At 62.8% G+C, this 15,010-nt stretch carries 14 protein-coding genes; 7 read left to right on the top strand and 7 right to left on the bottom strand.

The window, feature by feature from the left end; translation table 11 throughout:
* The first annotated feature begins 57 nt into the window (after window positions 1–57).
* The 3 genes from J4E63_RS18325 (at window position 58) to J4E63_RS18315 (ending at window position 3,255) form a co-directional block, all read left to right on the top strand.
* On the top strand, window positions 58–438 hold the full coding sequence (locus J4E63_RS18325) for a RidA family protein (RefSeq protein WP_060741590.1): 381 nt from the start codon (window positions 58–60) through the stop codon (window positions 436–438).
* Window positions 439–698: 260 nt separating this feature from the next.
* The gene (locus J4E63_RS18320) at window positions 699–1,250 is read left to right on the top strand and encodes a thioesterase family protein (protein WP_207282879.1); all 552 of its coding nucleotides are present in this window, start codon (window positions 699–701) and stop codon (window positions 1,248–1,250) included.
* A 241-nt stretch (window positions 1,251–1,491) separates the two neighbouring features.
* Window positions 1,492–3,255, top strand: coding sequence for an L-lactate permease (locus J4E63_RS18315; protein ID WP_207282878.1), 1,764 nt, complete (start codon window positions 1,492–1,494; stop codon window positions 3,253–3,255).
* Between the two features lie 163 nt (window positions 3,256–3,418).
* On the opposite strand, the gene J4E63_RS18310 is transcribed toward J4E63_RS18315, so the two are convergent.
* On the bottom strand, window positions 3,419–3,754 hold the full coding sequence (locus J4E63_RS18310; RefSeq protein ID WP_060741587.1) for a hypothetical protein: 336 nt from the start codon (window positions 3,752–3,754) through the stop codon (window positions 3,419–3,421).
* A gap of 246 nt (window positions 3,755–4,000) precedes the next feature.
* Between J4E63_RS18310 and J4E63_RS18305 the strand changes: the two genes are divergently transcribed.
* Window positions 4,001–4,657 (top strand): polysaccharide lyase family 7 protein, encoded by a 657-nt coding sequence (locus J4E63_RS18305; RefSeq protein WP_207282877.1) that lies wholly within the window; start codon window positions 4,001–4,003, stop codon window positions 4,655–4,657.
* 18 nt (window positions 4,658–4,675) lie between these two features.
* On the opposite strand, the gene J4E63_RS18300 is transcribed toward J4E63_RS18305, so the two are convergent.
* The 3 genes from J4E63_RS18300 to J4E63_RS18290 form a co-directional block, all read right to left on the bottom strand.
* A complete protein-coding gene (locus J4E63_RS18300; protein ID WP_207282876.1) occupies window positions 4,676–5,908 on the bottom strand; it encodes a nucleoside permease in 1,233 nt (410 codons plus the stop codon).
* A 220-nt stretch (window positions 5,909–6,128) separates the two neighbouring features.
* Window positions 6,129–7,241: a sugar phosphate isomerase/epimerase gene (locus J4E63_RS18295; protein ID WP_207282875.1), complete on the bottom strand. Its 1,113-nt coding sequence runs from the start codon at window positions 7,239–7,241 to the stop codon at window positions 6,129–6,131.
* Window positions 7,205–8,380 carry a Gfo/Idh/MocA family protein gene (locus tag J4E63_RS18290; protein WP_207282874.1) on the bottom strand — a complete coding sequence of 392 codons (1,176 nt, stop codon included), beginning with the start codon at window positions 8,378–8,380 and terminating at the stop codon, window positions 7,205–7,207. Before J4E63_RS18290 ends, J4E63_RS18295 begins: the two co-directional genes overlap by 37 nt.
* A 167-nt stretch (window positions 8,381–8,547) precedes the next feature.
* On the opposite strand from J4E63_RS18290, the gene J4E63_RS18285 reads away from it, so the two are divergent.
* Window positions 8,548–9,552 carry a LacI family DNA-binding transcriptional regulator gene (locus J4E63_RS18285; protein ID WP_207282873.1) on the top strand — a complete coding sequence of 335 codons (1,005 nt, stop codon included), beginning with the start codon at window positions 8,548–8,550 and terminating at the stop codon, window positions 9,550–9,552.
* A 173-nt stretch (window positions 9,553–9,725) separates the two neighbouring features.
* Here the strand turns inward: J4E63_RS18285 and J4E63_RS18280 are convergent, their stop codons facing one another.
* Together J4E63_RS18280 and J4E63_RS18275 are read right to left on the bottom strand one after the other, a co-directional pair.
* Window positions 9,726–10,817: an SMP-30/gluconolactonase/LRE family protein gene (locus J4E63_RS18280; protein WP_103310630.1), complete on the bottom strand. Its 1,092-nt coding sequence runs from the start codon at window positions 10,815–10,817 to the stop codon at window positions 9,726–9,728.
* A gap of 96 nt (window positions 10,818–10,913) precedes the next feature.
* A complete protein-coding gene (locus J4E63_RS18275) occupies window positions 10,914–12,044 on the bottom strand; it encodes a sensor histidine kinase (protein ID WP_207282872.1) in 1,131 nt (376 codons plus the stop codon).
* Between the two features lie 319 nt (window positions 12,045–12,363).
* On the opposite strand from J4E63_RS18275, the gene J4E63_RS18270 reads away from it, so the two are divergent.
* The gene (locus tag J4E63_RS18270) at window positions 12,364–13,329 is read left to right on the top strand and encodes a DMT family transporter (RefSeq protein ID WP_207282871.1); all 966 of its coding nucleotides are present in this window, start codon (window positions 12,364–12,366) and stop codon (window positions 13,327–13,329) included.
* A 212-nt stretch (window positions 13,330–13,541) separates the two neighbouring features.
* On the top strand, window positions 13,542–14,402 hold the full coding sequence (locus tag J4E63_RS18265; RefSeq protein ID WP_207282870.1) for a CAP domain-containing protein: 861 nt from the start codon (window positions 13,542–13,544) through the stop codon (window positions 14,400–14,402).
* Between the two features lie 54 nt (window positions 14,403–14,456).
* Here J4E63_RS18265 and J4E63_RS18260 read toward each other — a convergent pair whose 3' ends face one another.
* Window positions 14,457–14,990 (bottom strand): cysteine hydrolase family protein, encoded by a 534-nt coding sequence (locus tag J4E63_RS18260; RefSeq protein WP_207282869.1) that lies wholly within the window; start codon window positions 14,988–14,990, stop codon window positions 14,457–14,459.
* Window positions 14,991–15,010: the final 20 nt, after the last annotated feature.

Here is a 15,010-nt window from a genome sequence, read left to right as displayed (position 1 = left end):
GCAGCAAGGGACGGTAAACTGCGGCGGTTCTTTTTCTTTTCCAGCATGAGGCTTTGCATGAGCAACCCAGACATCACGTTTATTCCAGATCCGGATGCGGACTCCATTTCCTCCGACGTCGCCGGTTTCGGCGGCCTGCTGGTTTCCACGCAAATCCCCACCCACGCCGACGGCAGCCTGGAACTGGGTGACATCACCCTGCAGAGTGAATGCACACTGCAAGCCCTCAAGAAAGCCCTGGAGGGCGCCGGCAGTTCCATGGACCGGGTCCTGCACCTGACCATCTACCTGACCGACATGGCTGACCGCGCCGCGTTCAACGAGGTCTACAAACGCTTCTTCGCCAAGCCTTGGCCGGTTCGTGCGGCGGTGGGTGTGGCGGCGCTGGCGGTTGAAGGCATGAAAGTGGAAGTGACCGCGATGGCGGCGAAGGGCTGAACTGACCACGCTCCAACAGACACGACTCCTTTGTGGCGAGGGGATTTATCCCCGCTGGACTGCGCAGCAGACCCAGGTTCTTTGTTTCAACACAAACTCCTGGGACGGCTTCGCCACACAGCGGGCCCAAGCTCGCTGCCACAAAAGCCGCTCGAACATGCCCCAAATGCGCGATTGCCACGCAAATCGTCACTTTCGCACCTGGCCCGCTCCCTGCACGGGGTCTAGAGTGCGCTGTTTTCCCTCTTCACGGCCTACTTATGAATCTCTGGTTCCGACTGTTGCTGATGCTGTTCCGCCGCCCGTGGCGCAAGCCGGCGGCCCCCTTGGGCACCACAGTGGTGCGCATGCGGGTATGGCCGCTGGACCTGGACCTCAATCGCCACGTCACCAACGGACGCTACTTCACGTTGGCCGATGTGGGACGCATGGATTACGTGCTGCGCAGCGGCGCCTACAAAGTGGCGTTGCGCAACCGGGCGGTGCCGATCGTGGGGGATGTCTGGGGCAAGTTCAGGCGGGAATTGAAACTGTTCGAGGCGTTCGAGGTGCACACCCGCCTGCTCGGCTGGGACGAAAAATGGATCTTCATGGAGCACCGTTTCATCAGCCAGGAACGTGTGGTCGGGGTGGTGATCATGCGCGGCCTGTTCCGCTCGGCCAAAGGCACGATTGCACCGGCTGAGTTCATCCGCGAGTTGGGCCTGGCCGAACAATCGCCAGCCATGCCCGACTGGCTCGTCGCCTGGTCGCAAAGCTGCGATGACTTGAGCCTCGGGCTTCGCCTGGAGGAAGGTGAGCCCCCACGCTAGCCAGCACACCACTTACCCTGTGGCGAGGGAGCTTGCTCCCGCTGGGTGGCGAAGCCGCCCCAAGAATTTGTGCTTAAACAAAAAACTTGGGCCTGCTGCGCAGTCCAGCGGGAGCAAGCTCCCTCGCCACAGGGTCTTACCCCAGGCCTCTGCGCCATTCCCCTCGTCAATCCCCGCCTATACTTCTCTGCCAATCCCCCCTGGGGCCTGCACTTCCAACAATAAAAAGCAGAGGTGGAACATGGTCTGGCAACAAGTCTACGATCCCTTCGGTAATGCGGTGCTGTCCACGCTCCTGGCGGCGGTCCCGGTGGTGGTGATGTTGGCGTCCCTGGCGTTCTTTCATGTCAAGGCACACCTGGCGGCCTTGCTGGCCCTGGCCTCGGCCTTGCTGATCGCGATTTTCGCCTTCGGCATGCCCGTTGGCATGGCCGGGTCTGCGGCGCTTTATGGTGCGGCCAACGGCCTGCTGCCCATCGGCTGGATCGTGCTCAACATCATTTTCCTGCACCGGCTGACCACCGAGAACGGTTCGTTCAAGGTCCTGCAGGATTCCCTCGCGCGCATCACCGACGACCGGCGCCTGCAACTGCTGTTGATCGCCTTTTGCTTCGGTGCGTTTTTCGAGGGCGCAGCGGGCTTCGGCACGCCGGTGGCGGTGACCGGGGCGATCCTGATCGGGCTGGGATTTTCCCCCTTGGCCGCCTCGGGTCTGGCGCTGATCGCCAACACCGCACCCGTGGCCTTCGGCGCCCTGGGCACGCCCATCATCACCTTGGCCAAAGTCACCGGGCTGGATGAAATGGAGCTGTCGATGATGGTCGGTCGGCAGTTGCCGTTTTTCTCGGTGCTGGTACCGTTCTGGTTGATCTGGGCTTTCGCCGGCTGGCGCAAGATGCTGGAAGTCTGGCCGGCGATCCTGGTGGCCGGTGTCAGCTTCGCCATCCCGCAGTTCCTGGTGTCGAACTACCACGGGCCGATGCTGGTGGACGTCATCGCCGCGCTGATTTCCATGGCCTGCCTCACCGGTTTCCTCAAGGTCTGGAAACCGGCCACGGTGCACACCTCCGCCGCGCTGTCCGGGCGGGTCGACAACTCGAAGATCGACGCCAGCGAGGATGAAAAACCCACCGCCAGCGCGGCGTTTTCCAACGACGCCCGCCCCGCCGTGGGACGGGCCTGGATGCCGTGGATCATCCTCACGGTGTTCGTCTTCGCCTGGGGCACCCAGGGGTTCAAGAACCTGTTCGACACCCGTCCGGCGCTGGACCCGCAGACCCAATCAGCCAAGCTTGACCCCCAAGGCAAGCCGATGCGCGAGGCCAACCCGATCTTCTCGCCCCTGGTGACCTTCGGCACCATTCACCAACAGATCGAAAAAGTCCCGCCCGTGGTGCCCCAGCCTAAAACCGAGGAGGCGGTCTACAAGTTCAACTGGTTCACCGCCACGGGCAGCGGCATTTTCCTGGCCGCGATTCTCGGTGGCTTGCTGATGGGCTATTCCATTCCACAACTGCTGCACCACTACCTGCGAACGCTCTGGGTGGTGCGCTACTCGCTGATCACCATCGTCGCGATGTTGGCCCTGGGGTTCCTCACCCGGTATTCGGGCCTGGACGCGACCATGGGCCTGGCCTTCGCCGCCACGGGCATTTTCTACCCCATGTTCGGCACCCTGCTGGGCTGGCTCGGCGTGGCGCTGACTGGCTCGGACACGGCCTCCAACGTGTTGTTTGGCGGCTTGCAACGGGTCACGTCCGAGCAGTTGGGCATCAGCCCGGTGTTGATGGCCGCAGCCAACAGTTCCGGTGGGGTGATGGGCAAGATGGTCGACGCGCAGTCGATCGTGGTCGCCTCCACCGCGACCCGTTGGTACGGTCACGAAGGCGAAATCCTGCGCTACGTGTTTTTCCACTCGGTGGTGCTGGCGATTCTGGTGGGCGGGCTGGTGACGTTGCAGGCGTATGTGGCGCCGTTCACGCATATGGTGGTGGGAGGACAGTGATCGAGGAGCCGGCAGATAGGGCTGTTGTGGCGAGGGAGCTTGCTCCCGCTGGGCTGCGAAGCGGCCCTTTTGCGATCGCTGCGCGATCGAGCGGGAGCAAGCTCCCTCGCCACAGGCAAGCACCTTTACAACCGGCAGGCTCGCTTGCCTTTCAAGCAGGGTGTTACTGAACGCTTTTCAGCTTGACCACATCACCGGACACCGAGGTGGTGTAGCCGGTCAGGACCCAGGCCCAGAACCAGTTTTCCTGGACTTGGGTGTTGATCATGGCGTCGCCGCCCTTGGCCTTGATCGCCGCGGTCTGGGCGCGCACGAAACGGTTGTTCTGCTGGATCGGGATCAGGCCGAACAGCAGCAGGCCGGTGGCCTTGGCTTCACTGTGGCCGACAACGGTGTACTGGGTGCTGTCGTATTGCTGGGTTTTCATCGGGGTACCGGTGCAACCCGCCAGGGCCAGGCCGAACAGTGCGCAGGCGACAACTTTGCTGATGTGGTTCATTTGAGGCTCCATGGGAAGACGCCCGGGATCCGTCTCTCGGGCGGCGCGTACTCTAACCGATCAGCCATAAATTGACACACCCTAATCCGCCCAATTCAGTGCCTGAAAGGCTCGCCGCAGAGCCATCCGTCAGGTGCGCCTCCAGCGAAACAGCCCCTTGTCGATAACATGAAAACTGCGCCACGGAAGGCAGTGTCTGTCTTGACGGCCGCCAGGTAGCGGCCGGTCCCGTTGGAGGGTTTTCTCGTGATTGACCTGACTGTCTGGAACATTACCCTGCCCGTGCAAACGCCGGCGCAGGTCGTGGCGACCAAAGCCATGCCGGCCCTGAAAAACAAGTATTTCGACAATGACGGCCAGCGGATCGTCTTCTGGGCGCCGGTGACCGGTTCCCATACCGGTAAAAGCGAATACCCGCGCTCCGAGCTGCGGGAAACCAGCAAGGACGGCAAGCTGCGCAACTGGCGCTACAACAGCGGCACCCATGCCCTCAAGGGCTCCCTGGCGGTAAACCAGGTGCCTTCCGAAGGCCGGGTGGTGGTGGCGCAGATCCACGCCAAGGATGCCCCCACGCCGTTGTTGAAACTGGTGTACCGCTACGCCAAGGGCACCGGCAATATCGACGTGGAATACCGGGTCAAGCCCAAGGACCAGAAAAGCCCGGTGATCTACACCGTGCCAAACGTGCCGTTGAACAAGGCCTTCTCCTATTCGCTGCAAATGGACAAGCAAGGCAAGCTCTCGGTGCTGATCGGCAGCACGGGCAAACAGGTGACGCTGGACCCGTCCTGGTACGGCTATGACTTCTATTTCAAGGCCGGTGTCTACACCTTGGACAACAAGGGTTATTCCAACGAAGGCGGGAAAGTGACCTACACCAAACTGGACGTCAGCCACAAATGACTGACGCCCGACCCTGCTTCAGGCCTTTGACGGCTCAACGAGCGCCTGCTGGCCACGGAAGGTAAACAGGAAGCAGACCAACACCAGCAGCGCGAAACCGGCCGGGAACAGCCAGATGCTCTGCCAGTCATGACCGCCCGCCACGACAAAGTGATCGGTCACCTGCCCCGCCACCCAGAAGCCGATCAGCATCCCCACACCATAGGTCGCCAGCGTAATCAGGCCCTGGGCCGAGCTGCGAAAGCGCTCCGGTGCCTTGGCGTCTGTGTAGATCTGCCCCGAGACAAAAAAGAAGTCGTAGCAGATGCCGTGCAAGGCAATGCCGGTGAACAGCATGAACGCCAGGTCGCCGTTATTGCCGTAGGCGAACAACACGTAGCGCAGCGCCCACGCCAACATGCCCACCAACAGTGCCAGCTTGATGCCGAAGCGCTGGATGAACAGTGGCAACAGCAGCATGAACAACACTTCCGAGACCTGCCCGATGGCCATCTTCGCCGTTGGGTTGGTCATCCCGGTTTCGGCCAGGAACGGGTTGGCATTCTGGTAATAGAACGCCAGGGGAATGCAGATCAGGATCGAAGCGATGAAGAACACCAGGTAGCTGCGATCCTTCAACAGACCCAACGCGTCCAGCCCCAGCAGTTGCTTGACGCCGCCCGCGCTGGCCTGTTCCTTGAGCGGCGCCGTGGCCGGTAGCGTGAAGCTGTAGAGCCCCAGGACCAGGGACGCGATGGCCGCCATCAGGAACGTATTGCGCAAGCCGCCTGCCGCGATCGCTTCGCGCGAATCCCAGGCGAACACGAAGCTGATCACCACGCCCGCGACGATCCAGCCAATCGTGCCCCACACCCGGATGCGGGAGAACTCCAGCGCCGGATCGCGCATCTGGCGGAACGCCACGGAATTGACCAGGGCCAGCGTCGGCATGTAGACCACCATGTACACCAGCACGTACGGGTAGAACACGCTGAAATCCGCCGCCGAATACAGCTGATACAGCAACACCGCGCCGAGCAGGTGCAACACCGCCAGGATCCGTTCGGCGTTGAAGAAGCGGTCGGCGATCAGGCCGATGACGAACGGCGCAATGATCGCACCCCACGATTGCGTGGAGAACGCCATGCCGATCTGCCCACCGCTGGCGCCCAGCGTGCTGGACAGGAAGGTGCCGAGGGTGACGAACCAGCCACCCCAGATAAAGAACTGCAGGAACATCATCACGCTGAGGCGTGCATTCATCGTGGTCATGAGCGTCACCGTTTTATTGTTGTTCTTGTGGAAAAAAATTCCTTGCACAGCTTTTGTGGCCTGCTTTTGTGGCGAGGGAGCTTGCTCCCGCTCGGCGGCGCAGCCGTCGTAAACCAGCTGACACGGTCTGTCTGGGAGATCGCATCCATCCATTTTTTGGGGCGGCTTCGCCACCCAGCGGGAGCAAGCTCCCTCGCCACTGGGTTTTGGGTGGGGCCGGCTACCTCAACAAACCCAACAACCGCCGGTTGGAATCCTCATCCGCCGTAACGCTGGCAAAATCATCGAACGCCTTACGGGTCTTGCTGATCATGTGCCGCTGGATGAACGCCGCCCCTTCTGCGGCGCCCTGTTGCGAATCCTTCAAGCAACATTCCCATTCCAGGACCGCCCAACCGCTGAAATCGTATTGGGTCAGCTTGCTGAAGATCGATTTGAAATCGATCTGGCCATCGCCCAGCGAACGGAACCGCCCGGGACGATCGACCCAACCCTGGTAGCCGCCGTACACCCCCGAACGGGCATCGGGACGGAACTCGGCGTCCTTGACGTGGAACATGCGGATCCGTGCGTGGTAACGGTCGATGAAGCCCAGGTAGTCCATCTGTTGCAGCAACAGATGACTGGGGTCGTAGAGAATCGCCGCCCGTGGGTGATGATCGACCGCCTCCAGGAAACGTTCGAACGAGGCACCGTCGTGGAGGTCTTCGCCGGGGTGGATTTCGTAGCACAGGTCCACCCCCGCCGCGTCGAAGCAATCGAGAATCGGCAACCAGCGCCGGGCCAGTTCGGCGAAACCCTGCTCCACCAGGCCCGCCGGCCGCTGCGGCCAGGGATAGAGATACGGCCACAGCAGCGCGCCGGAAAACGTCGCATGGGCCTTGAGACCCAGCCGCTGGCTGGCGCGGGCGGCCAGCTTGAGTTGCTCGATCGCCCACTCGGTCCGCGCCTGGGGCTGGCCGCGCAAATGGGCCGGGGCGAAGTCATCGAACAGCGCGTCGAACGCCGGATGCACCGCCACCAACTGGCCTTGCAGGTGCGTCGATAACTCGCTGATCTCGACACCGGCCTGGGCACAGGTGGCCTTGAGCTCATCGCAATAGGCCTGGCTCTCGGCGGCCCGGGCCAGGTCAATGTATTGCGTGCCCGATGTCGGCAGTTGAATGGCCTTGTAGCCTTGTGAAGCGGCCCACTGGGCGATGTTGGCCAGGGTGTCGAACGGGGCTTCGGCGGACATGAACTGCGCCAGGAAAATGCCCGGGCCGCGCAGGCCGCTCGGTGTCTTGTCGAGGGTATTCACAATAGGGATGCTCCGGTTTGCACGGCGGTCCATTTCGCGTCGCCACGGTGGTTGAGGATGGCGGCCTCGATGAACGCCATGCCACGCAAGCCGATCTCGATGCCGGGTACGCCTGGGGCGTCGGGGCCTTGGACATGGCTGCGGATGGCGTGGGCGAAATCACCGTAGAGGTTGGCCATGGCTTCCAGGTAACCCTCGGGATGCCCGGCCGGCAGACGCATGCGCCGCGTGGCCGCCTCGCACAGCCACGGCTGGCCGAGGCCGCTACGCAGGGTGCGCAACGGCTGGTCGAAGGCGCGATGGATCAGGCTCGCCGGTTCTTCCTGGCGCCACTCCAAGGCGCCCTTGTCGCCATAGACACGAATCTTCAGCGGGTTCTCTTCGCCGGTGCAGACCTGGCTTGCGATCAGCACACCGCTGGCGCCACCCGCCATCTTGAACAGCATCGCCGCATCGTCATCCAGTTGCCGCCCCGGGACGTGCGTGCCCAACGCAGCGCATAGCTGCTGGATCGGTTGGTCCGCGACGAACTCGGCCAGGGAAAACGCATGGGTACCAATGTCGCCGATGCAACCGCCCAGGCCGGACTGGCCGGGGTCGTCGCGCCACTCGGCCTGCTTATTGCCTTGGGCGGCGACATCCTGGCTGAGCCAGCCTTGAGGGTACTCGACCAGTACTTTACGCACCTGGCCGATCACGCCCGAACGCACCATGTCCCGGGCCTGCCACACCATGGGATAGCCCAGGTAGGTGTGGGCCAGGCCATAGAGGCAACGGCTGCCGTGCAGCACCTCGCGCAGGGCCAGCAATTGCTTGAGGTCCAGCGCGGCGGGCTTCTCGCTGAACACATGGAAACCGGCTTTCAAGGCCTCGCTGGCGATGGGCGCATGAAGATGATTGGGGGTGACGATGACCAGCAATTCCATGCGCTGATCAAGCGGCAGCAGCGCTTCGGTGTCGAGCATGTGCTGCCAGTCGTGATAACAACGGGACGCGGCCAGGCCCAGGGCCGTGCCCGTCTGCCGAGTGTTGTGCGGGTCGCGGCTGAACGCGCCGCACACCAGTTCGAAACCGCCGTCCAGGCCTGCGGCCTGACGGTGAGCCTGGCCGATGAAAGCGCCCTCTCCACCGCCGACGAAGCCCATTCTTATTTTCGGTGCTACAGGATTCATCGCGATTCTCTTCCTGTCAGGATGATGATGTAACCGGTTACATCATGGCAAAAATCTAGGCTCAGTTTCCCCGCCTGTCAAACCCAACGGGTTCACCGCGGAATATTTGTGAGGCGCTCAACCTGCGGTAAGCTCCCCCACCGTACCCCCTGTTCCCCGAGGTGATTTTGTCCAACATTCGTGAGGTGGCCCGGCTGGCGGGTGTTTCGGTGGCCACGGTGTCCAGAACCCTGAAATCGCCCGAGCGGGTACTCCCCGAAACACGGGACAAGGTCAACGCGGCGGTGGAACAGGCCGGCTATCGGCCCAACCTGATGGCGGTGCAGTTTCGCTCCCGCCGGACCGGCAACCTGGTGATCCTGGTGCCGGCCATCGCCAACACGTTTTTCGCCCGGGTCATCAGTGGCGCGCAACAGGCGGCGCAGGCGGCGGGTTATCGATTGCTATTGTGCGACACCCAGGGTCGGGCACAGATCGAGCGGGAATTCGCCGCCCTGGTCTACGCCCACCAGGCCGACGGAGTGATCCAGTTGCGTGCCAGCGATCCTTTCGAATCGATGCCCACTGGCGCCGACAGCCTGCCGCTGGTCAACGCCTGCGAAGTGGTCAAGGGCGCCCCCTACCCGACCATCAGCCTCGACAACCGAGCCGCCGCCCAGGCCATGACCGAACACCTGATCGGTCTCGGCCATCGCCGCATCGGCATCATCAAGGGGCCGCGCAGCAGCCCCCTGACCCTGGACCGCGTGGCCGGCTACCAGGATGCCCTGCACCAGGCCGGCATCGCCGTCGACCCCAGCCTGATCTGCCATGGCGACTTCACCTTGAAGGCCGGTGACGACGGTGCCGGGGCGATGCTGGCGTTGGCTGATCGCCCCAGTGCGCTGTTCTGTGAAAACGACGAAATGGCCATCGGCGCGCTCAGGCGCATCAAGCGAATGGGCCTGCGAGTGCCCGAGGACATTTCCCTGGTGGGCTTTGACGACATCCCGTTCGCCGCCTACTGCGACCCGCCCCTGACGACCATTTCGCAGCCTGCCGAGATGTTTGGGCAAAAAGCGGTGCAGATGCTGATTGCCCTGATCGAGAAAAAGCCGATTGCCGAACGGCATGTGGTGTTGCCGTTTGAGTTGACGGTGCGGGGCAGTACGGCCCCTAGAGCCAGACAGTGAGTGAAACCCGTGGCGAGGGAGCTTGCTCCCGCTGGGGCGCGAAGCGGCCCCGAATGAAGCTGCTTGAATCAACCAGACACACCACGCTGCCTGGTGGAGGGGCTGCTACGCAGCCCAGCGGGAGCAAGCTCCCTCGCCACAAAGTCCATCAACGCCAAGGGTGAGTGTTTCACTCAGGCAAACGTCGCCCCCCGTGTATTCACGAACAGCGAATACAACGAGTGGCTGCCGGCCATGAACAACCGATTGCCTTCCCGGCCGCCGAAGCAGACGTTGGGGCAACGCTCCGGCAGGGAGATGTGCCCGATGGCCTTGCCTTCGGCGTTGAACACCCGCACGCCGTCGAGTTTTTCCAGGTCGGCCTTGGGGTCGCCATTGCCGCCCCAGCCGCACCAGAGGTTGCCGCTTTCATCGCACTTGATCCCATCGATCGCCGCGTAATCCAGGCCTTCGATGTGCTTGCGCCGCTCGCCCAGGGTGCCGTCGTCTTTGACGGCGATGGCCCAGATCAAGCGGTTGGGCTTGGCCCGGCCTTCGACCACATAGAGGATTTTTTCGTCCGGGGAAAAACACAACCCGTTCGGCCCCGCCAGGTCGTCGATCACCCGGCTGACCTTGCCGGTTTCGCCGTCGATGCGGTACACCGCGTGGGGCTGGACGGGCGTGACTTTGTGCCCCTCGTAGTTGTTGCCGGTCTGGAACGGCGGGTCGGTGAACCAGACCGAACCGTCCCGCTTGCAGACGATGTCGTTGGGCGAGTTGAAAGGCTTGCCCTCGAAACTGTCCGCCAGCACGGTGAGGGTGCCGTTATGCTCGGTGCGGGTGATGCGCCGGCCTTCGCTGGAGGTGGTGGAGCCTTCGCACACCAGCAGCCGCCCCTGGCGATCGCGGCACATGCCGTTGGAGAAATTGGCATTTTCTCGGTACACCGACAGCCCGCCGGTGATTTCATCCCAGCGCACGATGCGGTTGTTGGGAATGTCACTGACCAGCAGATAACGCCCGTCACCGACCCACACTGGCCCCTCTGCCCAACGCAGGCCGGTGGCGAGCTTCTCCACGCTGGCGTTGAAGATGCGCAAGTCCATGAAGCTGGGGTCAAGAATGTTGATCAACGGGTCTGGGTAACGCTGGCTCAAGGGCTCGGCCTGGGCGAGCCCGGGCAAGTTGCCAAGGGTCGCGGCGGCGGCCGAGACCACCAGGGATTTTTTCAGGAACACTCGGCGGCCCTGATCGGCGGCGGTTGCAGATTGCGAAACATCCATCGTGCGTCTCCGTTAATTATTATTGGACGGGACGACAGTTTTACTCCGTGATAAGACATCGTACAAGTATACGAAAAGGCTCATCCGCACAATCGATCAGTCCGAGTGCAACGGTATACGCACAGTAAAGGTCGTGCCGACTCGCGACTTCGAGTGAACCTCGATGGTGCCCTTATGGGCCGATACGATCGCCGAGGCGATGTGCAGGCCCAGTCCGAGCCCGGCCGTGGAACCGTACTGCATCTCACCGCTGCGCAGATGCCGGATCATCGGGTTGAAAATGCTGGCCATGGCATCTTTCTCGATGGGCTTGCCCTGGTTGTTGATCGCGATCACTGCCACATCCTCTTCAGCGCTCATCGAAACGGTAATCGGCGTGCCTTCGGTGCCATGCTGCACGGCGTTGCCAATCAAGTTGGCGAAGACCTGCTCCATGCGGGCCGGATCAAACAGCCCCTCCAGGACGCTGGTCGTTTCAAAAAGGATTTCGCTTTCCGGATGATAGGCCCGCGCCTCCTCCACCATGCCTTCGCAGGCCGCCACCAGATCGCCGTTGAAGCGCTGCACCGGAATACCCGAGCCGAGTTGGGTACGGGTGAAATCCAGCAGATCGCCGACGATTTTGTTGGCCCGCTTGACGCTGGTGTAAATGCGCGAAGTGATCTTGGTGGCTTTGGCAGGCAGGTCCCCCGCCCGCAGCAGCACTTCGGAACTCAGCAGGATCGCGCCCAAGGGGCTGCGCAGGTCGTGTCCGAGAATCCCGAGAAAGATGTTGCGCGATGCATCCACCGCCCCGGAGTAGCTGACGACAGACTCGGCCAAGGCCTGGTCCACGGCCTCGTTGAAGCGAATCAGATCGTCCATGACCTGCTTGTGATCCAACTGCGTGTGCGGCATCCAGAGCATGAGCACGCTGGTGCGCAGGGCCCGGTATTCGGAAACCATTTGCTCCACGGTAAACCCCGAGGACTGGCGGATGACCGCATGGGTTTCGGCGGCGGTTTCGGTATCGGTCGCCGGCGCCTCCCCATGGGACTTGGCAATCGCCTCCTTGCGCGTTTGCGAGGTACGCAGGTCAGCGGCGATGGTACGCAGCATCTGTTCGGCATGGTCGCGCAGGGCAATGGAATCCATGCCAATGGACGCGGGGGTGATGGTTTTGGCGAAGTCTTCCCACGCCTGAAGAATCGGCTCGATATTGTCGAGAATGAAATCAGCCAGGCGCATGAGTTGTTCCGCAAGAAGGGCAAGGCTGTAAACGACACAGCGGCAAGATTGTTGTACAGCAAAGCGCCGGACAATGTGCGAGACATACGATGTGGCGAGGGAGCTTGCTCCCGCTGGAGTGCGAAGCGCTCATAAAAAAGGGCTGCTACGCAGCCCAGCGGGAGCAAGCTCCCTCGCCACAGGTTTTCCGACGGTCTTGAGTGGACCTTGTCTGTTACCACCCCATGGGGTAAAAAGCCCTTAGTCGTACGACAACCTATAACTAAAAATAACCGCTCCGAGGTCTTTGGCCTTGGCGGTCGCCTTCGAGACACCTGCCATGACCCGTTCCACTGCCACACCTGATACCCCCACGCCGTTACCCCGCCACCTCGCGGTGCTCGTCCTGCTGTGCATGGGCTGTGCCTTCGCCGGCAACCATGTCGCCGCCCGGGCCGCCTTCGACGACGGTGCCGGGGTGCTGCTGGCGATCCTGCTGCGCTCGGGCGGGACGCTGCTGGTATTGGCGGCGATGGTGCTCTGGCAACGCCAGCGTCTGCACCTGCCGCCCGGTGCGTGGCGTTGGCAATTGACCCTGGGGTTGTTGATCGGCGCCCAGAGCCTGTGCCTGTACTCCGCCGTGGCGCGCGTGCCGGTGGCGTTGGCCTTGTTGGTGGGCAACGTGTTTCCGATCCTGCTGGCCTTGCTGACCTGGGCGCTGGGCGGGCCACGCCCGACGGCGCGCACCGCCGCGTTGATGGGCATGATCCTGGTGGGGCTGGTGTTCGTGCTGGAAGTGCCGGCACGCTTATCCTCCGCACAGGACGTCGGCCCGCAATGGTTGCTCGGGGTGGGCCTGGCCTTCTGCGCCGCCTGCGTATTCGCCTGCGCGCTGTGGATCACCGACCACAAGTTGTCCCAGGTGCGCGGATCGGTACGCAGCCTGTTGACGATTTTCATCGTGTTCAGCAGCGTCAACCTCGCCGGCCTGACCGGTGCCCTGCCCGGCGGTTTCGACCTGCCGGCCAGCAGCACCGGCTGGCTCGCCCTGGCGACCCTGGTGGTGCTCTATGGCACCGGGTTCATCGTGCTGTTCATTTCCGTGCCCCGCCTGGACATGCCGCGCAACGCTCCGGTGATGAACATCGAACCGCTGGCGACACTGCTGATCGGCTGGCTGGTGCTGGACCAGATGCTCAACCCGGGCCAGGTGATGGGCGGCGCGATTGTGGTGACCGGCATCGTGTTGCTGACCTATCGCAAGGTTGAGCGAGCCAAGGTGCCTGTGGCTGGAACGGCGAATTGAACTGACTGAATCCATTGTGGCGATGGGATTTTTCCCCTCGCCACAATGAGTCGTGCCAGCTCGCAGAGAGTCTTCGTCTTCCGGAAACTTGTTTCAAAACCCACAGTCCTACCCCAGCCGTGAAAACCTCGCCAACCTGCAGCCACGGGTTTTCCAGCTGATCGGCGCCAAGCCTGGCGCTAAAGCAATTCCTCTCTTGAGCCGTTCGCCCCATGCGCCACCTTGTTCGCTCTTGCCGTTTCGTTTCGCTGTGCCTGCTTGCCCTGTTTCCCTTGTTCGCCAGCCCCGCCCATGCGCGGGGCGAAAGGCAACTGGTGGACGCCATCAACGACTTCCGTAGCCAGTCCCGCCGTTGTGAGTGGCGCACGGTACGCGCCACACAGCCGCTGGTGCTGCGTTCGAACCTGGGCTTGCCGATCGGCTTTCGCGGTGGCCTGCGGGAAACCTTGCAGGACGCCGGCTATCAAGCCCGAGCCGTGCGCAGCATCCGCCTGACCGATGCACGGGATGCCGAAGAGGCCTTCGAGATGTTGGCGGACGAGCATTGCGCGGCGCTGCTGGACAACCAGTACGCCGATATCGGCGTCAATCGGGTCGGTGACGAGTGGCGCCTGGTGTTGGCGCAGCCCATGGATGGCACGCGGATGAGCGATGTGGGTTCGGCGGACAAGACGCTGCTGGCCCAGGTCAACGCCGCCAGGGCCAAGCCACGGATGTGCGGGCGCCAGCGCTTCGCGGCGGCTCGACCGCTGAGCTGGAACGCCGCGTTGGGAACGGCCGCCCAAGGCCACAGCCGGTCGATGGCCCAGGACAACTATTTCGCACATCGCGACCCGGACGGTCGCTCCACCTCCGATCGCGCCAGGAGCGCCGGCTTTCGCGGACGCAAATTGGGCGAGAATATCGCCGCCGGCCAACGCTCACCGAGCCAGGCCCTGCACGATTGGCTCGCCAGCCCCGGACACTGCGCCAACCTGATGAACCCGATGTTCACCCAGATGGGCGCAGCGTCGGCCAGCGACTCGCGCAGCGATGCGGGGGTGTACTGGACGATGGTGCTTGGCGCGCCGTGAAAAACCATCCTCCACGCTGAGCCATAGGTCTCCTGCTCCAACACTGAGTATCGGCTACAGGCGAATTTCAGCAGCCGGCATTACATCAATCCGCGACACCGCACTGCTCAGTCGCCCCAGCCGGTTGTTGTGGTTGGCGATGATCTGCTCGGCCGCCATGCTGCCGTTGTCCACGGTGGAGTGGGCATCGGCCGCCAGGACCACGTCGTACCCCAGGGCATGGGCCTGACGCACGGTGGCATTGATGCAATAGTCGGTTTGCAGCCCGCAGATCACCAGGCGGTCGATGCCTCGGGCCTGCAACAACGGTTGCAGGTCGGTCTGGTAGAAAGCATCGGCCGTGGTCTTGCGCACCCGCAGGTCATCCGCCGCGGTCGACAGGCCGGCAGCCAGTTGCCAGCCGGCGGCGCCATGGGTGAGCGCCCCATCCAGCTCTTCATGCTGGATCAGGATCACCGTCCGGCCGGCAGCCCTGGCCCTGGCACCGAGGTCACTGATGGTCCGGATGATGCGCTGGCTGTCGAAGCATTCCTCTTCGCCACTGCACAGCGCGTTCTGGACATCGATAATCAGCAATGCGCTGTTCATGACCTTCCCTCTTCAAACCG

Source organism: Pseudomonas sp. FW300-N2F2 (assembly GCF_017351655.1).
GTDB classification, from domain to species: domain Bacteria; phylum Pseudomonadota; class Gammaproteobacteria; order Pseudomonadales; family Pseudomonadaceae; genus Aquipseudomonas; species Aquipseudomonas fluorescens_AA.
This window is presented reverse-complemented; position numbering and strand designations above follow the sequence as displayed.